Genomic DNA, 18,551 nt, shown 5'->3' with positions numbered 1-18,551 from the left:
TGCGGGGCTCACCTCCGCATCTCGGCGGTGATCGCCCACCGCTCGTGGTCCCGCCAGGCGCCGTCGATGTACAGCATGTCGGGCGAGAAGCCCTCCAGGCGGAAACCGCACGCCCGGGCCAGGGCGATCGAGGCGGTGTTGCGCGGCTGGACGTTGATCTCCAGGCGGTGCAGCCCCATCGGGCCGAAGGCGTGGCCCACGACCAGGTCGAGCCCTTCGCGCATCAGTCCGCGCCCGGCGGCGTGCGCGAAGGCTCCGTACCCCAGGGCGCCGGACTGGAAGGCGCCCTCGACGATGTTGTTGATGTTGACGAACCCGGCGATGCCGCCGCCGTCCTTCTCGCAGACGAGGAACCCGGCCTTCGCCGGGTCCTCGATCAGCCGCCCCGCGTACGCCGCGTAGGCTCTCGCGGTGTCGGGCGGGAACAGCCACGGGTGGTGCAGGTCCTTGCTCTCCCGGACCCGCGCGACGAACTCGGCGCCGTCCTCCGGAGTGATGGGCCGTATGCCCACGCGGGGGCCCTCGGCAAGGTGGCGGGAAGCGGTGTGCGGCATACCGCCACCCTATGCCGAGTGGGGGCCGGGGCTCCCGGCCGGCGGGTCAGCGGCCGGCCACGGGCAGTTCCAGCACCCCCGTGTCCCCGGGATCGCTGACCACCGTGACTCGTTTGATCCCGCGGTTGCCGAAGTACGCGTCGTCGCTCGCCGCGATCACGAACCGCAGCCGGTGGCCCCGCTCGTAGCGGTGCACGATCCCGGGCAGCGTCACCGTGAAGCGGCGGGTGACGTCGGGCACGCGGACCGGCGCGACCAGCCGGTGCACGAGCGTCTGGGTGCCGTCCGGCGCGACGTCGTACAGCTTGGCGAACAGGACGAGCTTGTCGGCGGCGTCCTGGGAGCGCTGCGTCCGCTCGGCCGTCGGCGCGACGACCCTGAGCGTGGCGCGGGGCGCCCCGACGACGTCGGTGTCGTGCGCGACCGGCGCGCTGGTCCAGCCGAGGTAGGTGCCGGGCGTGTCGTGGGGCGCGGGGTCGGGCGCACCGACGACTCCGGCGAGCGAGCTCTCCGAATGGCTGGTGGGGACCAGCTGGTTGGCGTACGTCCGGCTGCCGCGGGCCACCTTGGCGCGGTTGTCGACGAGCTTGCCGTCCCCGGAGAGGTACAGCTTCCGGCTGAGCCCGGGCAGCCGGTCCGCGGTGGCGTAGGTGTTCCCCGGGTCGGTGATCCAGTCGCGGTAGTAGGCGAACCGCGGCCCGGTGTCGGTGTTCGCGTGCTTGCGCAGGTAGCGGTCGAACCAGGCGAGGACGCGGTTGCCGACATAGCTCGTCTCCAGGTTGCCCTGGCTCAGGTTCAGCTCGCCCGGGGCCGGGTCGGTCATGCCGCCGCTGTGCCCCCAGGACTGCCAGATCATCTTGGCCGTGGTGCCCTGCGCCCGGAGCGCCCGGTACGTCGCCGTGGCCTCGTTGAGGTTGAACAGGCTGTCGGCCTGGCCCTGGACGAGCAGGGTGGGCGCCTTGACACCGCCGAGGTAGGACACCGGCGAGACGCTGTGTGCGTACGCGAGCATGTCGGCGGTGCGGTCGGCCGGGTAGCTGCCGGAGTTCAGGGTGCGGACGGTCTCGCAGGCCTTGCTCACGAAGTGCAGGCAGGCCACCGAGTTGACGCGGGACGGGTCGGGGTTCGGCTCGAGCAGCGGCTGGCCCTCGCCGATCAGATAGAAGCCGTTGGTCCACTGCCACTTGAAGACGCCGGGCACGTCGCCGCTGCCGACGGCGTTGTCCGGGTCGAGCGAATACGCCAGGTCGTTCCAGGTGATCAGTGGTACGAGCGCGTCGACCCGGTGGTCGACCGCGGCCGTCGCCATCTGGATGGCACCGCCGTAGGAACCGCCGATCATGCCGACGCGGGGGTCGCCCGCGCCGTCCAGGGTGACGAAATCGGCGCGGGTCCCGTCGTCGGCGGCCCGCCCGCCCCCCAGGAAGTCGATCAGCTTCGAGGCCGCCTGCCCGTCGATGCCGGGTTCGTCGAGCGAGATGAGGCAGCCGGACCTGCCGAAGCCGAGTCCGGAGTAGATCAGGGAGACGTAGCCACGCCCGGCGAAGGCCTTGCCGATGGCGTCCGTCGTGCCGTCGCTCTTGCTGCCGCCGAAGCCGTTGGTGGCCAGCACCGCCGGAGCGGGGTGGGCGCGGTCCACGCCCGCGGGCCGGTAGAGGTCCGCGTCCACGACGCAGCTGCGGTCTCCGGCGCGGACGGTGAACTTCAGCGGGGTCACGGTGTACGGGGCGGTGGCGGCCGCCGGCGCGGTGAGCGCGAGGGGCGCGGTGAGCGCGGCACCGAGGGCGAGGGCGAGCGGGGCACGGCTTCTGGGCACACGACGGGACACGAGACCTCCACGCTGAGGACAAGCCAACTTACCGTCCGGTAAGTAGCAGCCGGCTGCCATGCTGTGGCAGGTGTCGTACGGGGTCAATCGGTGCGCCTGGGGTTTCTTGACGGATGTTCGGTGAAGACCGTCTGCCGGACCGCGGCCGTCCGAACCCGCGGGGTCAGCGCAGCGCGGGCTGGTCGAGCGTCAGGGTGCCCCGGTCCGCGTCGAGTTCGGCGGCGACTCCGAAGGGGACGGTCCAAGCGCCGTCGCAGTGGCCGAAGCCGAACTCCTCGGCGACGGGAACGCCGAGGCCGCCGAGCCGGTCGGCGAGCAGCGCGCGCACCCGGGCGGCGTCCTCGCACCCCGTCCACGACCCGAGCAGGACCCCACGCACCCCGTCCAGCCAGCCCGCGCGCAGCAGCTGGGTGAGGTAGCGGTCGAGACGGTACGTCTCCTCGCCCACGTCCTCCAGGCACAGCAGGCCCCCGCCTGCCGAGGGCCGGGCGTGCGGGGTGCCGAGCTCGGCGGCGAGCAGGCTCAGGCAGCCGCCGAGCGTGACGCCCCGGGCCCGTCCCGGAACCAGGGCCGCGCCGTCGGAGACGAGGGTGCGGACCGACTCCGGCGCGAACAGGGTCGCCCGCAGGTGCTCCTGGGCCCGCGCGTTCTTGATGAAGTCGATGCCCGCCGCCATCGGTCCGTGCAGCGTGACGAGCCCGAGGCGGGTGGCGAAGGCCTCGTGCAGCGCGGTGATGTCGCTGAAGCCGACGAACACCTTCGGCCCCGCCGCGCGCATCGCCGCCCAGTCGAGCAGGTCGACGGTCCGCTGCGCCCCGTATCCGCCGCGGGCGCACAGCACCGCGTCCACGGACGGGTCGCACCACGCGCTCTGCAGGTCGGCGGCGCGATCGGCGTCCGAGCCCGCCAGATAGGCGAAGGTGCCGTCGCGGTCCAGTACGTGGGGTGCCACCACCGGGTCCAGGTCCCAGCCGCGCAGCACGTCGAGCCCGGCCTGCAGCCGCTCCTCGGGGACGGGGCCGCTGGGCGCGACGACGGCCACACGGGCGCCGGGGGCGAGTCGGGACGGACGGACGAGCGGCTTCACGGGTCGGGCTCCAGGGTCGTTCTCTCTCGGGCAGGCCTGCGGGGCCGGCCGCCCGACGGGCGGCCGTTCCACGAACGGGTCCGTCGTGACACGGACCGCCGGTGCCGTCAGGGACCTCCAGTATCGGCGCTGCCCGCGGCCGCTCTTCCCGCGCCGTGGCCCGGGGTCAGCTCCAGCGTGGGGACGCCGGGCGGGCGCAGCCGGAGCACCTGGGCGTAGAGGGACAGTTCGGCCTCCAGCGCGCGCACCATCGTCTCGGCCCGGCGGAAACCGTGGCCCTCGCCCTCGAAGGCGATGTACGCGTGCGGCACGCGCCCGCCCGCCGCCACCCGTTCCAGGAACCGCTCGCACTGGGCCGGGGGGCAGATCACGTCGTCCAGACCCTGGAGCAGCAGGAAGGGCACGGTGATGCGGTCGGCGTGCTCGACGGGCGAGCGCTCGGCGTACCGGCCGGGCACCTCGGCGTACGGCCCGACCAGGGTCTCCAGATACCGCGACTCGAAGTCGTGGGTCGCCTCCGCGCCCCAGGTCGCGAGGTCCAGGACCGGGTAGATGATCGTGCCGCAGGCGTAGACGTCGGTGCCGGTGAGCGAGGCGGCCGTGGTCCAGCCGCCCGCGCTGCCGCCCCGGATCGCCAGCCGGGCCCGGTCGGCGGTGCCCTCCTCGGCGAGGGCGAGCGCGACGGCGGCGCAGTCCTCCACGTCGACGACACCCCACTGCTCACGCAGCCGGTTGCGGTACTCCCGGCCGTACCCGCTCGAGCCGCCGTAGTCGACCTCGGCGACGCCGATGCCCCGGGAGGTGAAGTAGGCGATCTCCAGGTCGAGCACCAGCGGCGCCCTGCCGGTGGGGCCGCCGTGCGCCCACACGACGTAGGGCGGCAGCTCGCCGCCGGGTGCCACGCACGCCGGATGGTGCGGCGGATAGATGTGGGCGTGGATGTCGCGCCCGTCCGGCCCGGTGAAGGTGCGGATCTGCGGCTCGGGGTAGTACGTGGGGTCGACGGGGTCGTCGTGGGCTGCGCCGATCACCCGGGCCGCCCCGGCCGGGATGCCGCAGGGCCCGTCCGGGACGGCCCGCGGGGAGGTGTCCAGCTCCACGACCTCGTAGGCGCTGCGAGGGCTGGCGCCCACCGCGAAGACCCGCCCGCCCCGCGTCGCGAGCGTCGGCTCGAACTCGCTCCAGGGCCCGTCCGCGTCGACGATCTCGCCGGTCTCCGGGTCGAGCGTGCCGAGCGCGCCGGCGCCGCGACCGTGCACCACCGCGATCAGCCCGTTGTCCAGCGGGGCGAACCAGCGTTGGCCGAGCTTCCAGAGCGGGCCGCCGAACTCCTCCTCGCGGGGGCACAGCGGCTCGTCGTCGCGGTAGAGGTTCCACCAGCCACCGCGGTCGCTGCAGTACAGCAGCGCCCCGTCCGGCGCCCATTCGGCCTGGCAGACGGATTCGTCGGCGCCGCCGGCAACGGTGCGGGGCCGGTCCAGCGTTCCCTCGCCGCCCACGTCGGCCATGACCAGTTCGGTGCCGTCCCACGGCATCCTCGGGTGGTCCCAGGCCAGCCACACCGCCCGCCGCCCGTCGGGCGAGAGCCGGGGTCCGGTCACGAAGCGGTGCCGGTCGTCGGTGAGTTCGCGCACCGCCGCCCGGTCTTCGGCAGCCGAGCCGTCCAGCGGTACCGCGGCCAGGACCCGTCGTACGTCCGTGGGCCGGTCGCCGGTGAACTCCTCCAGCACGCACCAGACCTCGTCGTGCTCCGGACGGAACCACGGTTCCGCCCAGCGCAGTCCGCCGCCCACGGCGGACAGCGGGGTGAGCGGACGCGGTGCGGTGCCGGGCCGCCAGCGGTACAGCCGCTGGTCGGCGAAGTTCACGAACACCACCAGCGGCACACCGTCCCGCACCTGCCCGGCCCACGGCCGGCCTCCGTACTCGACGACCCGGCTGCGCACGTTCCACGGCGGGGGCAGCACGGACTCCTCGGCGCCTGCGGTGTGCCGGCGGACCAGGGTGCGGCGCCCGCCCTCGGTGGGCCGCGGCTCGGTCCACCACACCTCGTCGCCGACCATGCCCAACCACTCCGGACGGCCGTCGTGCGCGGCGGTGAGGGCCGCGTCGACGGGCGAGGGCCAGGAACCGTACGGCAGGGTCTGCACGCTCTCCTCCTCGCGGCTTCAGACGGTCCGCAGAAAGCGGTCGAGGACGCGGACGCCGAAGTGGAGCGCCTCCACGGGCACCCGCTCGTCGACCCCGTGGAACAGGTTGTGGTAGTCGAAGCCCTCGGGCAGCTTCAGCGGCGCGAATCCGTACCCGGTGATGCCGAGGCGGGAGAACTGCTTGGCGTCCGTGCCGCCCGCCATGCAGTACGGCACCACATGCCCCTCGGGTGCGAACGCCTGGACGGCGGCGCGCATGGCCGCGAACGTCGGCGAGTCCACCGGCGCCTGGAGCGCCACCTCGCGGTGCTCGAACTCCCAGGCCACGTCCGGGCCGGTCAGCCGGTCGAGGGTGGCGCGGAACTCCTCCTCGCCGCCGGGCAGATACCGTCCGTCGACGTGGGCCACGGCCTCGCCCGGGATGACGTTGACCTTGTAACCCGCCTCGAACATGGTGGGGTTGGCGCTGTTGCGGACGGTGGCCCCGACCAGGTCGGCGGCCGGGCCCAGCTTCTCCAGCAGCACGTCGACGTCCCGCAGGTCGGTCTCGACGCCGTACAGGGCGGCGAGTTCGGTGAGGGCCGCGCGGACCGTCGGGGTGAGCCGCAGCGGCCACTCGTGGGCGCCGATCCGGGCGACCGCGGCGGCGAGCCGCGTCACCGCGTTCTCCCGGTTGACGCGGGAGCCGTGGCCGGCCCGGCCGCGCGCGGTGAGCCGCAGCCACGCCGTGCCGCGCTCGCCGGCCGCGATCGGGTAGAGCTGCCGCCCGGCGCCGTCGTGGAAGGTGAACGCGCCCGACTCGCCGATGCCCTCGGTGCAGCCGTCGAACAGCCCGGCGTGCCGGTCGGCCAGGAACCCCGCGCCGTCCTCGGCGCTGGCCTCCTCGTCGGCGGTGAAGGCGATCACCACGTCGCGCCGGGGCCGGACGCCGAGCCGGGCCCAGGAGCGGACCACGGCGAGGATCATCGCGTCCATGTTCTTCATGTCGACCGCGCCCCGGCCCCACACGACGCCGTCGCGGACCTCCCCGGAGAACGGGTGCACGCTCCAGTCCCCGGCCTGCGCGGGCACCACGTCCAGGTGGCCGTGGACGAGCAGCGCGTCCGCGGACGGGTCGGTGCCCTCCACGCGGGCGACCACGTTGGTCCGGCCCGGAGTGCGCTCCAGGAGCGTCGCTTCGAGGCCGGCCCCGGCCAGCCGCTCGGCGGCGTACTCGGCGGCCGGGCGCTCCCGGCAGTCCCCGCCGCCGCGGTTGGTGGTGTCGACGCGGATCAGGTCCGAGGTGAACCGCACGACCTCGTCCAGTGCCTGCTCGTCAGCCATACTGCTCCTCCACCGCGGCCGAGACGATCGTGGTGACCGCCTTGAAGGCGCGGATCGCCTCGTACATGGTGGCGCTGGTGTACGCCACCTTGCGCTCCCCGATTTGGTCCACTCCGGGGACGACCGTGGCGGCCATCGCCAGGTGCTCGGCGTCGAACTCCAGCGCGACGGTGTGCGGGCCGCCGACGGCCGGCTCGTGCCGGACCGCCAGCGCCGCCGCCTCCTTGGCCGCCGCGCGGATGTCGGCGGCGGTGCGGGCCGGTGTGCGGCACACGGCCGCGTACCGCGACACATGGTCCTTGACGGCCACCTTCAGCGCCCCGGGCGCGTAGCCGAGCGCGTCCTCGCAGGCCACGTCGTCGCCGGTGACCAGGACGACGGGGACGCCGTACTCGGCGACCACCCGGGCGTTCAGCAGGCCCTCGCTGGCCCGTACGTCGTCCAGCCACACGCCGGTGATGGAGTTCGCGAGGTACGTGTGGGCGAGCACGCCCTCCGTGCCGGCGCCCGCGTGGTAGCCGACGAACGCGATGCCGTCCACGTCGCCGTGCTGCACGCCCTCCACCATGGACAGCGTCTTGTGCCGCCCGGTGAGCATCCGCGCCCGTTCGTCCAGCCGCTCCAGGAGCAGGTTGCGCATGGTCGAGTGGGCCTCGTTGATCAGCACCTCGTCGGCACCGCCGTCGAAGAAGCCCAGCACGGCGGCGTCGACGTCCGAGGTGAACATCGCTCGGCACCGCTCCCACTGGGGCGTCCCCGGCAGCACGTCGGCCGGCCAGGTCACGCCGGTCGCACCCTCCATGTCGGCACTGATCAGGATCTTCATGACGCCTCACGCTACGCGGTGCGCCGGAATCCCGCCCGGACCTGTGGAAAACTCTCACCGGTCCAGACCAGCAGCGGCGCCCCGGTCACCGAGGTGCCGGGGCGCGCGCCGTACGAGGTCAGCGGTCCAGGAAGTCGAAGAGCTCCTCCCAGCGGCGGGTGATGGCGTCCGGGTCGAAGCGCTGGACGCTGCGCAGGGCCTCGTCACCCATGGCGTCGCGCAGGGCCTCGTCGGACATCAACCGCACGAGGTGACGGGCGAGTTCGGTGGTGTTGCCGGGGCGGGCCAGCAGGCCGTCCCGGTCGTGGCCGACGATCTCGCGCACGCCGGGCGCGCAGTCGAACGCCACGCACGGCACGCCGCAGGCCATCGCCTCCAGCAGGACCAGCGGGAAGCCCTCGCCCCGGGAGGACTGCACGAACACGGAGGAGGCACGCAGCGCGCCGGGCACGTCGTCGGTCTGCCCGGCGAAGTCCACCGAGTCGTCGAGGCCGAGCTCGGCGCACTGCTGCCGCAGCTGCGCCTCGGCCTCTCCCCTGCCGTACAGGCGCAGGGTCCAGCCGGGCTGCTTGGGAGCGGCCTCGGCCCACGCGTCGAGGAGCAGGTCGACGCCCTTCTCGTGGGAGAGGCGGCCGATGCTCGCCACCACCTTCTCGGTGCGCGGTGACGGCGCGTCGGGCACGATCGGCAGCGGGTTCGGCATGAAGCCGACGTTGTTCATGCCCTCGCCCACCCAGCGGTCGGCGTCCTCCTGGGTGAGGGCGAGCAGCCGGTCGGCGTCTTTGTAGTACTTCTTCACCCGCGCGAAACGGGACGACTTGCGGGCCGTCTCGAAGGACTCGTGGGTCATGCCGATGATCCGGTGCCCGGTGGTGTCCGCGAGCGCCACCCACTCCATCGCCCACACCTGGGTGACGATGATCATCGCGCCGGGACGGGCGGCGCGGAACAGCGCCGTGAGCCGGTCGGCGGCGGCCCGCATGTGCGCGTCGTGACGGCGCACGGCCGGGTCCACGGCGCCGAGCAGACGGCGCGACCGGGGGCGGCCGGGCGGGCGCCGGGCGTACAGGGTCACCGTGCGGAACGGCGGGTCCTCGCCGAGGTCCATGGGGTGGTTGGCCGGGGCGATGCCGGCGATCGTGACCCGGTGGCCGCGTCCGGCCAGCAGCTTGGCCAGCTGTGCCTGCCAGCGGCCCACGCCGCCGAGCTCGTTGACCTCGTTGGCCACGAAGAAGATGTCACGCTCGGTCATCGGGCCTCTCCAGCGGGTCCGAAGAAACGGTCCACGATCCGAGCCGCCGCGTCGCCGCGGTCGTACTCGCCGTACTTGTCCACGAACTCCTTCAGCCGCGCCTCGTACTTGGCCTGTACGGCGTTCAGGTCGCCGATGGCGGCGAAGAGTTCGTCCTCTGTGCGCGGCACCGGGCCGGGCGCCTCGGCCAGCAGGTCGAAGTACGTGCCGCGGGTGTCCTCGGCGTACTCCTCCCAGTCGTAGGCGTAGAACACCAGCGGGCGTTGCAGCAGCGCGTAGTCGAACATCACCGAGGAGTAGTCCGTGATGAGGCCGTCGGCGAGCAGCAGCAGCGGGGTGATGTCCGGTTCGGTGCTCACGTCGATGACGCGGCCCGCCACCGACGGAGGCAGGGTGAGCCGGTTCAGGTAGTGCGCCCGTACGAGGAGGGTGTACTCCTCGCCGAAGCGGGCGGCGAAACGCTCGACGTCGAAGCCGAACGTGAAGCCGCGCACCCGGCCGTCGGAGTTCGCGCGGAACGTGGGCGCGTACAGCAGCACCCGGCGGGCGGGGTCCAGACCGAGGCGTTCGGCGAGGCGCTGCGCCTCGGGGCCGGGCGCGGCGCCCTCGCGGGCCCGCACCAGGGCGTCGTTGCGCGGGTAGCCGGTGCGCAGCAGCTTCTCCTCGGGGATGCGGTAGGCGCGGGCGAGGGTGCGCACGTCGTGCTCGCTGCGGACCACGAAGTGGTCGAAGCGGTCCAGCGCCTGCTGGTAGGCGCGCTGCTCCGGCTCGGACATCATCCGGTGGGTGGGCTCGTGGAAGCCCATCCGCTTCAGGGCCGAGCCGTGCCAGGTCTGGATGTAGGTGGTCTCCGGGCGCTTGGTCAGCCGCAGCGGGAAGCCCTGGTTGTCGATCCAGAACTCGGCCTGGGCGAGCGCCCTGAGGTAGCGCCAGGACCACCGGCGCACCAGCTCGGCGTCCTCGGGGAAGCCTTCGGGGCGTTCGCCCGCGTAGGACCAGATCGGGGTGATCGGCACGCCGCGGCGACGCAGCTCCTCGTAGACGGCCCGGGGGCTGTCGCTGTACTGCTTGCCGAGGTGGCTCTCGAAGACGACCGTGCCCTTGCGGACCGGCAGTCTGCGCAGCATGCGCTCGTAGACCTGGAGCTTGCGGTCGCCGGAGTTCAGGTCCTTGCGGACGGCGCGCAGCTTGCGGTAGGCCCCCTTGGCGGCGCGCGCGGGGCGGCCGTGCAGGTTGCGCTCCACGGCGGCGCGCCCGACGCGGGCGGCCTGGCCGTGCTGGGTGAGCCGGAAGGCCAGGTGCCCCTTGGCCGACACCTGCACCTCGAGCCGGTCGGCCATCAGCCGGGTGAGCCGCGGGCGCACGGGCACCGCCTCGGCGTGCTCCAGGTCGACGGTGCCGACGGTGAGCCGGCTCGTGGTGCGCCGGCCGTCCGCCGTGAGGTGCAGCCGGACGTCCCAGACGTCGTCGACGATGCCCAGCGGCCGCAGCCGCCGGGCCAGCGGCACCTCGGCCCGCCAGGCGATGGTGTCGCCCTGGTGGCGCGGCGCCGGCACGGGGAAGCGGAAGGTCTGCAGGCTGCGGCGGCGGGCGCGGAACTCGAGCTCGGCTGTGAGCTTCGCGTCCGCGGCGACGGTGTGCAGCGGGTTGACGATCTCCCCGGCGAGGACGACGGTGTCGCCGCTCGCCGAGTACTCGGTGAGCCGGTTGCGCAGGGCCATCTGGTCCAGCCGCTTGGCGTGGTAGCCGAGGGCGGTGACGTCGAGGACGGCGCGCATCTCCGGGTCGTCGAGATAGCGGTCGGTCCAGTACACGCGGCCGTCCCGCTCGGTGAGCGGCGCGGAGATCTTGTGCCGGTTGATCAGTGTGTCGATCGCCGGCATGAGGTCGGTCCAGTCCTCGCGCAGCAGCAGCTGGGCGCAGATCGCGTGGACCCGGTCGAGCTCGTCGTACGCCGCGTCCGGGAAGTCCTGGACGTAGCCGCGGGCCAGCTCGGCGAAGCGGTGGCGGTACTCGTCGTCGAGGAAGGGCAGTTCCCGCAGGTAGAGCACGAGGTCGTGCTTGAGGAACTTGATGTCCTTCCACAGCTTGAGCCCGTCGAGGCCCTTGCGCTCCAGGATCGCGTCGATCCGGCGGTGGATCTCCACCCGGTCCGCGAAGTTGTTGATCTCACGGCGCCGGTTGCTGATCGACTTCACGGCCGTCTTCTCGACGACGTTCCAGTAGTAGACCGTGTTGGGGATCAGGGTGATCCGCCGGGCGGCGAGGTAGGCCTGGGCCGAGAAGAGCAGGTCCTCGTAGTGGATGCCGCGCGGGAAGGCGAGGTCGTTGTCGAGGAGGAAGTCGCGCCGGTAGCACTTGTTGGTCGACAGGGTGTCGAAGACGAACAGGTCCGGCAACTCGCTGACCGAGTCCACGGTACGGGTGCCGCGGTACAGCCAGGGGTACCAGGCCACGCGCTTGTCGTGGCGGCTGTCGGTGTGAACCCGGACACACAGGCCCGAGATCAGCTCGGCGCCGGTGCGGTCGCCCGCCTCGACCATGTTGCGGCACGCGTTCGGTTCCAGGGTGTCGTCGCTGTCCAGGAACATGACGTAGCGGCCCCGGGCGACCTTGACGCCCTGGTTGCGCGGCTCCCCGCAGCCCCCGCTGTTCTCCGGGAGCCGGATCGCGCGGACCCGGTCGGGGTGGGCCGCGGCGAGCGCCTGCGCGACCTCGTGGGAGCCGTCCGTCGAGCAGTCGTCGGCGATGATCACCTCGACATTGCGCAGTGTTTGCTCGAGGACGGAACCTACGGCCGTCGGAAGTCGCTCTTCGTCGTTGTAGACGATGACGACAACACTGACGTCCGGATCGGGCGCGACGGTCGACACGGCCACCTCTCGTCTCTGTTCCGTTCGGTGTGCGGCAGGGTGGACGCAACCCTACAGGGTGTAGGGATCACGGACGCCCGCACCCCCTCCAAACTACGTCAATGCGACAATACGCCGTCCTCCTGACACGCAGAACCAGCCGTGCGGGCACGCGCCGTGACGCCCCGGGCCCGGCACGCCAGGGCGAACTCGGGCACCCGGGGCGGCGGTTGGGCCGACCGCGCACCGGGCTCTGCGTCCACGCTAGCGGGTGACCACCACGGTGACCTCGAAGCGGTCCTGGCCCGGCGGGCAGCGCATCGCCTCTCCGCACGAGGTGCGCCGGGCGGTCACCCGCACGGTACCGGTCCGCACCGCGGTGAACCGGGCGGAGGAGGCGCCGCAGCTGCGCCCGGGCGGGCAGGTCGGGGCGGGGGTGGGGCCGGCTCCGCCGCCGGTGGGGGCGAGTACCCGGGGGTCCGAGCCTTCCGGGGCCGACCAGTAGCCCCCGCGCAGGCGTACCTCGACGAGTGTGCCGATGACCACATGGACCGTGGTGCCCCGGGCCCGCTCGCCGAGGACGACCGGACCGGGGGACGGCGCGGCGGACGCCGAGGGTGACGCGGAGGGTGACGCGGCCGGCACGGATGATGCGGAGGAGGGCGCGGACGGAGCGGGGCGGCCCGACGACGACGGCGCGGGCGGAGCCCCCCGGGAACCGGAGGAACACCCGCCCAGGGTCCCTGCCAGGGCGAGCGTCACGAGGGCGGCGAGCGCCGCGCGCGGCGCTCGCCGGTGCGGGCGGTGGTGGGTACGCGAACGAGACATGGCACTCCCTGTGATGTCCCCCACCCGAAGGGCGGACAGACGGCAGTGGGGGGCGGGCCGTCGGCCCGCCCCCCACGGTGAGACGTGAGACGTCAGGAGACGGTCACGTCGTCGTAGTAGGTGTACGTCGCGTCACCCGCGTAGCCGTCGTCCACGTTGGTGAGCGTCAGGGTGTAGTTGTGACCCGCGGTCACCGTGCCGTTGACCTGCTTCCAGCCCGCACCCGAGGTGCAGGTCCTGCCGAGCAGCGTCGTGGTGGTGCCGGACGTGGTGTCCTTGAGGGTGGCCGTGGCCCAGTCGTAGGTCACCGTGTCCGGGCAGGTGACGTCGTACCAGAAGGAGATCTTGCTGGTGCCGGACGCGGCCGTGAAGCTCTGGGTGAGGGAGGAGGTGCTGGTCGGGCTGGTGGAGCCCACCAGGGCGCCGTAGCTGCCGCTGTGCGCCGCCGAGGTGGTGGCGGAGGTGCTGCCGCTGGTGGTCCAGCCGGACAGGCTGCCGGTCTCGAAGGTGCCGTTGGTGAAGGTGCCGCCGCTGCTGCCGCCGACGATCGCGTGCGTCATGGCGCAGTTGTTGGTGTCGTTGGACCAGTTCGCCTGCTCCGCGAAGGTGCCGGTCCCCATGGTGACGTTGGCCGCGCCGCCCGTGCTGCCCGGGGAGATCCAGGCGCATTCGTCGGCGTTCTCCTGGCCGTCGTAGGAGCTGCCGGTGTGGTTGGTCCAGCCGCCCGCCGGGTTCTGGTCCGACATCATCTCCTGCCACTCGTGGCCGAGGGTCATCGTCCACCCGTCCAACGTACCGGGCGAGTTGACGAAGCCCACGCCGCAGCCGGCGCCGGAGTCCATGTTGTACGGCTGGTTGCTGAACGCGATGTCGCCGTAGGAGGAGGCCACGGCGCCGCCGGTCAGCGTGGCGTCACCGTTCCAGTCGTGCCAGGCGCAGTAGCTGCCCTGGTAGTTGTCCGGATTGGTGTTGTGCGGGGAGAGGATGACGTAGTACGCGTCGCGGTTGGACGCGGCGGTGGTGTTGCCGAAGTGGCCGGCCGCCTTCACCGCCTCCGCGCCCAGCTGGTGCCCGGTCGCGGCACTCGGCGAGCTGGTCGAGTTGTCGTACCAGACGCCGGAGAGGACGCCGCCGCTCTGGTACGGGATGAAGCTGGCGTTGGACGGGCAGCTGGTGGCGCCGGTCGCGACGTTCGGGCCGTCGCACCACTGGGTGAGGTCGGCGGACCATCGCTCGCTTCCGGTGCCGATGTCCTTGAACATCTCCTGGGCCACCGGGGCCGCGCCGTCCGGGTCGCCGGAGAACGTGGAGTCGCCGCTGGAGTTGGTGCCCTGCGTGCCCCACTGGGAGCCGTAGAAGACCAGGTAGACCTTGGAGTGGCCGCTCTGCACGCCGATGCCGTCGACGCCGCCGCCGTAGGACAGCGTCTGCGGTCCGGTCGTCGCCGTGGTCGCGGTCGTCGCCGGGTGCTGGGCCGCCCAGGCCTTCATCCGGGCGTTGCGCTGGATGGTCGGGAGGGCGCCGTGCCGGTAGGGGTGCTGGTAGGCCGGGCTGTAGGGGTTGGATCTCACGGACGGGCCTGCGGCCTGGGTGGCGGCTGCCGCCTGGGGTACGGAGGCGAGTGCCACACCGGTGAGCAGGGACAGCGACGCGAGACCGGTCAGGGTCGCGCGGACCGCGCCGCGGACGTGGGGATTACCCATGGAGGGTGAGACCTTTCTGCGGACAGACCTCCGCCGTGGGGCGGCGGAAGTGGGCTGCGGGGAATCCGACGCGGCAGCTCACCAGGCGCCCCGGCTCGGGGCGTCGGGTCACGACGCCCCTGCACCGCCGGACAGGACGGCAGGGCCCAGTGGCACCACTCGACCCCGGCGGATTCCGGGCGGCCGGGAATCCGCGGGGTGTCGCAATTCGCTGGGAAACTGAGGTCCTTGACCGAAAAGACGCTTGATAAGTGATGCCTTGTCAGACGTCCGAAGCAAAGCAGGATTGACGTGTTCTGGTCAATCACTTGAAAAGGCGCCTTACTTTCTTCTTACAGAGGGCGTTGACGGCCTTCCAGGCACCACCGCCCGACCCCCGGTGAACCGTTCTTTCCGCAGGTCGGAGCGGGGACGGAAAGGGCGACAGCGGCGCCGCTCGATCATCCGACCGCCGACCGCGTGCCACTCGCCGTCGTCGGCCTCCGCCCGGCGCATCCAAACCCGGCGTCAAGGAAAGAAGAGGAATGCATTTCGTCAAGGTCCGTTTTTCAGAAGCGCAGTTGTTCCCCCGTGGGCTTCTTGTCCCCTCCCCCTCGCTGCCCGGCGGGACGCGCCGTTCACGCGTCCCGGCCCGTCAGCGCGTGCGCCCGGCCACCCACCATTGCGAGGGCAGCTCGATCCTGGCCCCGTCGGGCCCGAACTCGGTTGTCATGAGCGGGATTTCACCGCGCGCGAGGACGGTCAGGCCGGCCGCGCGCAGGTACTGCGGCACGGCGTCGTCCGCGACGTCGCCGGGCACGATGCCGTGCCGGAGGACGGGCGCCAGCTTGGGCGGCGGACCTGCGGGGCTCCGCGCCAGACCGCCCAGGAGTGCACCGGCCGCCTCGGAGAGCTCGGCCAGGAAGACCCGCCCGCGCTGCCCGGCCAGGGCGGCGAGCGCGTCCACCAGCGGCTGCCGGTCGTCCGGCTCGCACTGGTGCAGCACGCCCCGCATGTAGACGTTCGCGTCGCCCAGCTCCGCGTGCAGCGTCTCCGCCTCGCGCTTGTCGGTGGCGTCCAGCACCCGGTACGCGGCCTGCCCGGCCGGGTCGGAGCGCCGGGCACGGTCGACGGCCGCCGCCGACAGGTCGGCGCCGAGGACGCGCGGGAAGCGGTCGGCGAGGAAGCGGGTCTGGGTGCCGTTGCCGCAGCCGAGATCGACCAGCGGCAGCCCGGGATCGATGAGGTGCGGGTGGAACAGCGGCAGATGGAGACCGGCGGTCAGCGCGGGATCGGCGTCCCAGAACACCGCGCCCGCCTCCTCGGGCGCCTCGCGCCAGAAACCCTCCCAGGCCAGGCGGTACCGACTCGTCACGCTCATGCCCAACTCCCCAGGGTCCGGGGCCGATCCGTCATCGTGACGGCCCGTACGGCTGGTCTACCGCGCGCCGGTCGCACTCACAACCGCCGGGCGCGTTCCTTCACCACGGGGGTCACCGACGTCCCGGGGCAGCACACCTGGCCGCGTCGGCGCTCGGACGCGGACCGGCCCCGGACGCCGCGCCCCCGAACGCGGGTGACGGACGCCCCGTGTCAGCGACGCGGCAGCGTCAGCTCGAACCAGACCGTCTTGCCGGTGCCCGTCCGGCTGGTGCCCCACTCCCGGGCGAGGGCGCTGACCACGCGCAGCCCGCGCCCGGACTCGTCGCCGGGACCGGCGCTCGTCAGCGTGGGCAGCTCGTGGTCGTCGTCGTCAACCTCGCACAGCAGCGTGTCGCCCCGGACGAGCCGCAGCTCGACCGCACCGCCGCGGGAGTGCCGTACGGCGTTGGTGACCAGCTCGCTGACCAGCAGCTCGGCCGGGTCGGCGAGCCGGGCCAGACCCCACACATGGAGCTGCTCCCGGACCACGGCACGGGCACGGGCGGCCTGCCCGGCATCGCGGGCGAGCCGCCACCCGGCGACGTGGTCCGGCGCGATGCCGTTGAGGCGGGCCATCAGCAGGGCCACGTCGTCCTTGCGACCGCCGCGCGTGTTCAGGGCGCGGATGATCGTGTCGCAGGCCTCGTCCATGGCCGCCGCCGGGTGGGCGGCGGACTCGCACAGCGTGGCGAGGCCGACACCGATGTCCTCGCCGCGCACTTCGACCAGCCCGTCGGTGCACATCACCAGGCGGTCGCCGGGCCGCACCCGTACGCGTACGGTCTCGAAGGGCACTCCGCCGACGCCGATGGGCGCGCCGGTGGGCAGGTCGAGCAGCTCGCTGCGGCCGTCCTCGGCACGGACCAGGACCGGCGGGACGTGGCCCGCGTTGGCCAGGCTGAGCTCGCTCGCGATGGGGTCGTACACGGCGTACAGGCAGGTCGCGAGGTAGATGTCGCCGAGCCGCTGGGCGAGGTCGTCGAGATTGCGCAGCAGTTGCGCGGGCGGCAGGTCGAGTGCGGCCAGGGTCTGCACGGCGGTGCGCAACTGGCCCATCATCGCGGCCGAGTTCAGGCCGTGGCCCATGACGTCGCCGACGACGAGGGCGGTGCGCGCGCCGGGCAGCTTCACCGAGTCGAACCAGTCGCCGCCGACCCGGCCGAGCAGCGTGCCGGGAAGGTAGCGGGTGGCGATGTCGCAGCCCGCCCGGCGCGCCGGAATGCGCGGCAGCATGCTGTCCTGGAGGGTCTCGGCGACGCTCTCCTGGTGGGTGTACATACGGGCGTTGTCGAGCACGAGGCCCGCGCGGGAGGCGAGTTCGGCGCCGGTGACCCGGTCCATGTCGTTGAACTCGGCGCGCTCGGGATGGCGCAGCAGGACCATGAAGCCGAGGACGACGTTGCGGGCCTTGAGAGGGACGACGAGCATGGAGCGGTGGGTGATCAGGGGCCGGATGTCGCGCTTCTCGAACTGCGAGGCGATGGCGTGCCCCATCGTCTCGCTGATGCGCGGCACCAGCACGGGCTCACCGGTGGTCATGCACTGGAAGAACGGGGTGTGCGCCGGGAACGGCATGGCCTCGCCGACGGGCACGACGTCGTCCCAGCGGCCGGGTTCGTCGGTGTGCTCCACGGCCACCCGGTGCCACAGGGTGGTGGTGTCCGGCACGCCGTCGGGGAACCCCTCACCGGCGACGACCTGTTCGCGCAGATAGGTCCCGGCGACATCGGTGAAGCGCGGTACGACGGCCTTGCTGACCTCGACGACGGTCCGGGCCAGGTCCAGCGAGGTGCCGATCCGGCCGCTCACCTCGTTGAGGAACTCCAGTCGCTCGCGGACGGCCGCGTGCTCGAGGTCCTCGCCCGTGTCGCCGGCGTCCTCCTCGGGCGCGGGCAGCCCCTGGGCCGCGGCCCGCGCGGCCCGTTCGCGGCGCGCCCGGCGTCCGGCGCGCCGGGGCACGCCCCAGTCGGGCGTCACGGGCACTCGGTCGTTGTGGCTGAACTCCAGTACCGGGTAGCCCAGTTCGAGGACCTGGGCGACGATCCGGGCGCTCTCCCCGACGCTCACGCTGGGCAGGATCTCGGGCAGCCGCCGGGCGAGGTCCTCGGCGCCGGGGAAGTCGGTGTGCAGGGCGAAAGCGGGCGCGATCCGCTCGGGCGCCTGTCTTCCACCGGCTTGCCCGGGGTCGTCGTGGCGCAGTCCGCCCGCGTCGGCGGCGAGCACCAGCAGCCGTTCCCGCCCCGGACCCACCAGCGGGTACGCCCACCAGAGCACGTCGGCCCGTCCCGGCTCCCCGGACGGGCGCGCTCCGGAGTCGTCCCGCTCGTGTCCGCGCGCGTGCGCACGCCCGTGATCGGGCACAGGCACGGGCACGGTGAGGCGGGCGCGGCCCGCGGCCGGGTAGGACAGCCGTCCGTCGAGGGAGGACTCCAGGCCGGGCCCGAGCCCGTCGCAGGCGGTGTACGACCGGTGGGGGACGTCGTCGGTCTCCTCCGGCAGCGCGCCGGAGACGGGCAGCAGGTCGGCCACCGGGCGGCCGATCGCCGCCTCCTTGGTGGTGCCGAACAGCCGCCACGCGCCCCTGCTCCAATGCGACACCAGCCCGTCGCGGTCGACCACGACCACGGCCAGCGGGACGCGGCCCGCCACGGCGTCCCCCGCCCCCGCCGGCGCGCCGCCCCCCGCTCCGCGGCTGGGAGGTGCGTCCTTCTCGGTGCCACGGTCCATGGCCCGGCCCTCTCTCCGCA

12 protein-coding genes are annotated in these 18,551 nt (G+C 73.0%); all 12 read right to left on the bottom strand.

Annotated features, from left to right (window positions below; all coding sequences use genetic code 11):
- Positions 1-8: 8 nt before the first annotated feature.
- The 12 genes from ACF1A5_RS11665 to ACF1A5_RS11610 all read right to left on the bottom strand — a co-directional run bounded on the left by ACF1A5_RS11665 (position 9) and on the right by ACF1A5_RS11610 (position 18,531).
- Positions 9-554 (bottom strand): GNAT family N-acetyltransferase, encoded by a 546-nt coding sequence (locus ACF1A5_RS11665; protein WP_392192651.1) that lies wholly within the window; start codon positions 552-554, stop codon positions 9-11.
- A gap of 46 nt (positions 555-600) precedes the next feature.
- A complete protein-coding gene (locus ACF1A5_RS11660; protein ID WP_392192650.1) occupies positions 601-2,382 on the bottom strand; it encodes a CocE/NonD family hydrolase in 1,782 nt (593 codons plus the stop codon).
- A gap of 163 nt (positions 2,383-2,545) precedes the next feature.
- Positions 2,546-3,469, bottom strand: a complete 924-nt coding sequence (locus tag ACF1A5_RS11655; protein ID WP_392192649.1) for an LD-carboxypeptidase — start codon at positions 3,467-3,469, stop codon at positions 2,546-2,548.
- Positions 3,470-3,576: 107 nt separating this feature from the next.
- Positions 3,577-5,619, bottom strand: a complete 2,043-nt coding sequence (locus tag ACF1A5_RS11650) for an LpqB family beta-propeller domain-containing protein (RefSeq protein ID WP_392192648.1) — start codon at positions 5,617-5,619, stop codon at positions 3,577-3,579.
- 18 nt (positions 5,620-5,637) lie between these two features.
- Positions 5,638-6,942 (bottom strand): M20/M25/M40 family metallo-hydrolase, encoded by a 1,305-nt coding sequence (locus ACF1A5_RS11645; protein ID WP_392192647.1) that lies wholly within the window; start codon positions 6,940-6,942, stop codon positions 5,638-5,640.
- Positions 6,935-7,768: a M55 family metallopeptidase gene (locus tag ACF1A5_RS11640; RefSeq protein WP_392192646.1), complete on the bottom strand. Its 834-nt coding sequence runs from the start codon at positions 7,766-7,768 to the stop codon at positions 6,935-6,937. Before ACF1A5_RS11640 ends, ACF1A5_RS11645 begins: the two co-directional genes overlap by 8 nt.
- A gap of 118 nt (positions 7,769-7,886) precedes the next feature.
- Positions 7,887-9,020 (bottom strand): glycosyltransferase, encoded by a 1,134-nt coding sequence (locus tag ACF1A5_RS11635; protein ID WP_392192645.1) that lies wholly within the window; start codon positions 9,018-9,020, stop codon positions 7,887-7,889.
- Complete coding sequence (locus ACF1A5_RS11630; RefSeq protein WP_392192644.1) at positions 9,017-11,893, bottom strand: CDP-glycerol glycerophosphotransferase family protein; 2,877 nt, start codon at positions 11,891-11,893, stop codon at positions 9,017-9,019. The genes ACF1A5_RS11635 and ACF1A5_RS11630 overlap by 4 nt, the downstream gene beginning before the upstream one ends.
- Before the next feature lie 243 nt (positions 11,894-12,136).
- A complete protein-coding gene (locus tag ACF1A5_RS11625) occupies positions 12,137-12,700 on the bottom strand; it encodes a hypothetical protein (protein WP_392192643.1) in 564 nt (187 codons plus the stop codon).
- Positions 12,701-12,792: 92 nt separating this feature from the next.
- Positions 12,793-14,403: a hypothetical protein gene (locus tag ACF1A5_RS11620; RefSeq protein ID WP_392192642.1), complete on the bottom strand. Its 1,611-nt coding sequence runs from the start codon at positions 14,401-14,403 to the stop codon at positions 12,793-12,795.
- 634 nt (positions 14,404-15,037) lie between these two features.
- Positions 15,038-15,763 carry a class I SAM-dependent methyltransferase gene (locus ACF1A5_RS11615; RefSeq protein WP_392192641.1) on the bottom strand — a complete coding sequence of 242 codons (726 nt, stop codon included), beginning with the start codon at positions 15,761-15,763 and terminating at the stop codon, positions 15,038-15,040.
- A 212-nt stretch (positions 15,764-15,975) separates the two neighbouring features.
- Positions 15,976-18,531 (bottom strand): SpoIIE family protein phosphatase, encoded by a 2,556-nt coding sequence (locus ACF1A5_RS11610; RefSeq protein WP_392192640.1) that lies wholly within the window; start codon positions 18,529-18,531, stop codon positions 15,976-15,978.
- Positions 18,532-18,551 lie beyond the last annotated feature (20 nt).

The sequence above is a fragment of the Streptomyces sp. NPDC014864 genome (assembly GCF_043081525.1).
Taxonomy (GTDB): domain Bacteria; phylum Actinomycetota; class Actinomycetes; order Streptomycetales; family Streptomycetaceae; genus Streptomyces.
The sequence above is the reverse complement of the archived record's forward strand: the minus strand, read 5'-3'. Positions and strand labels throughout refer to the sequence as shown.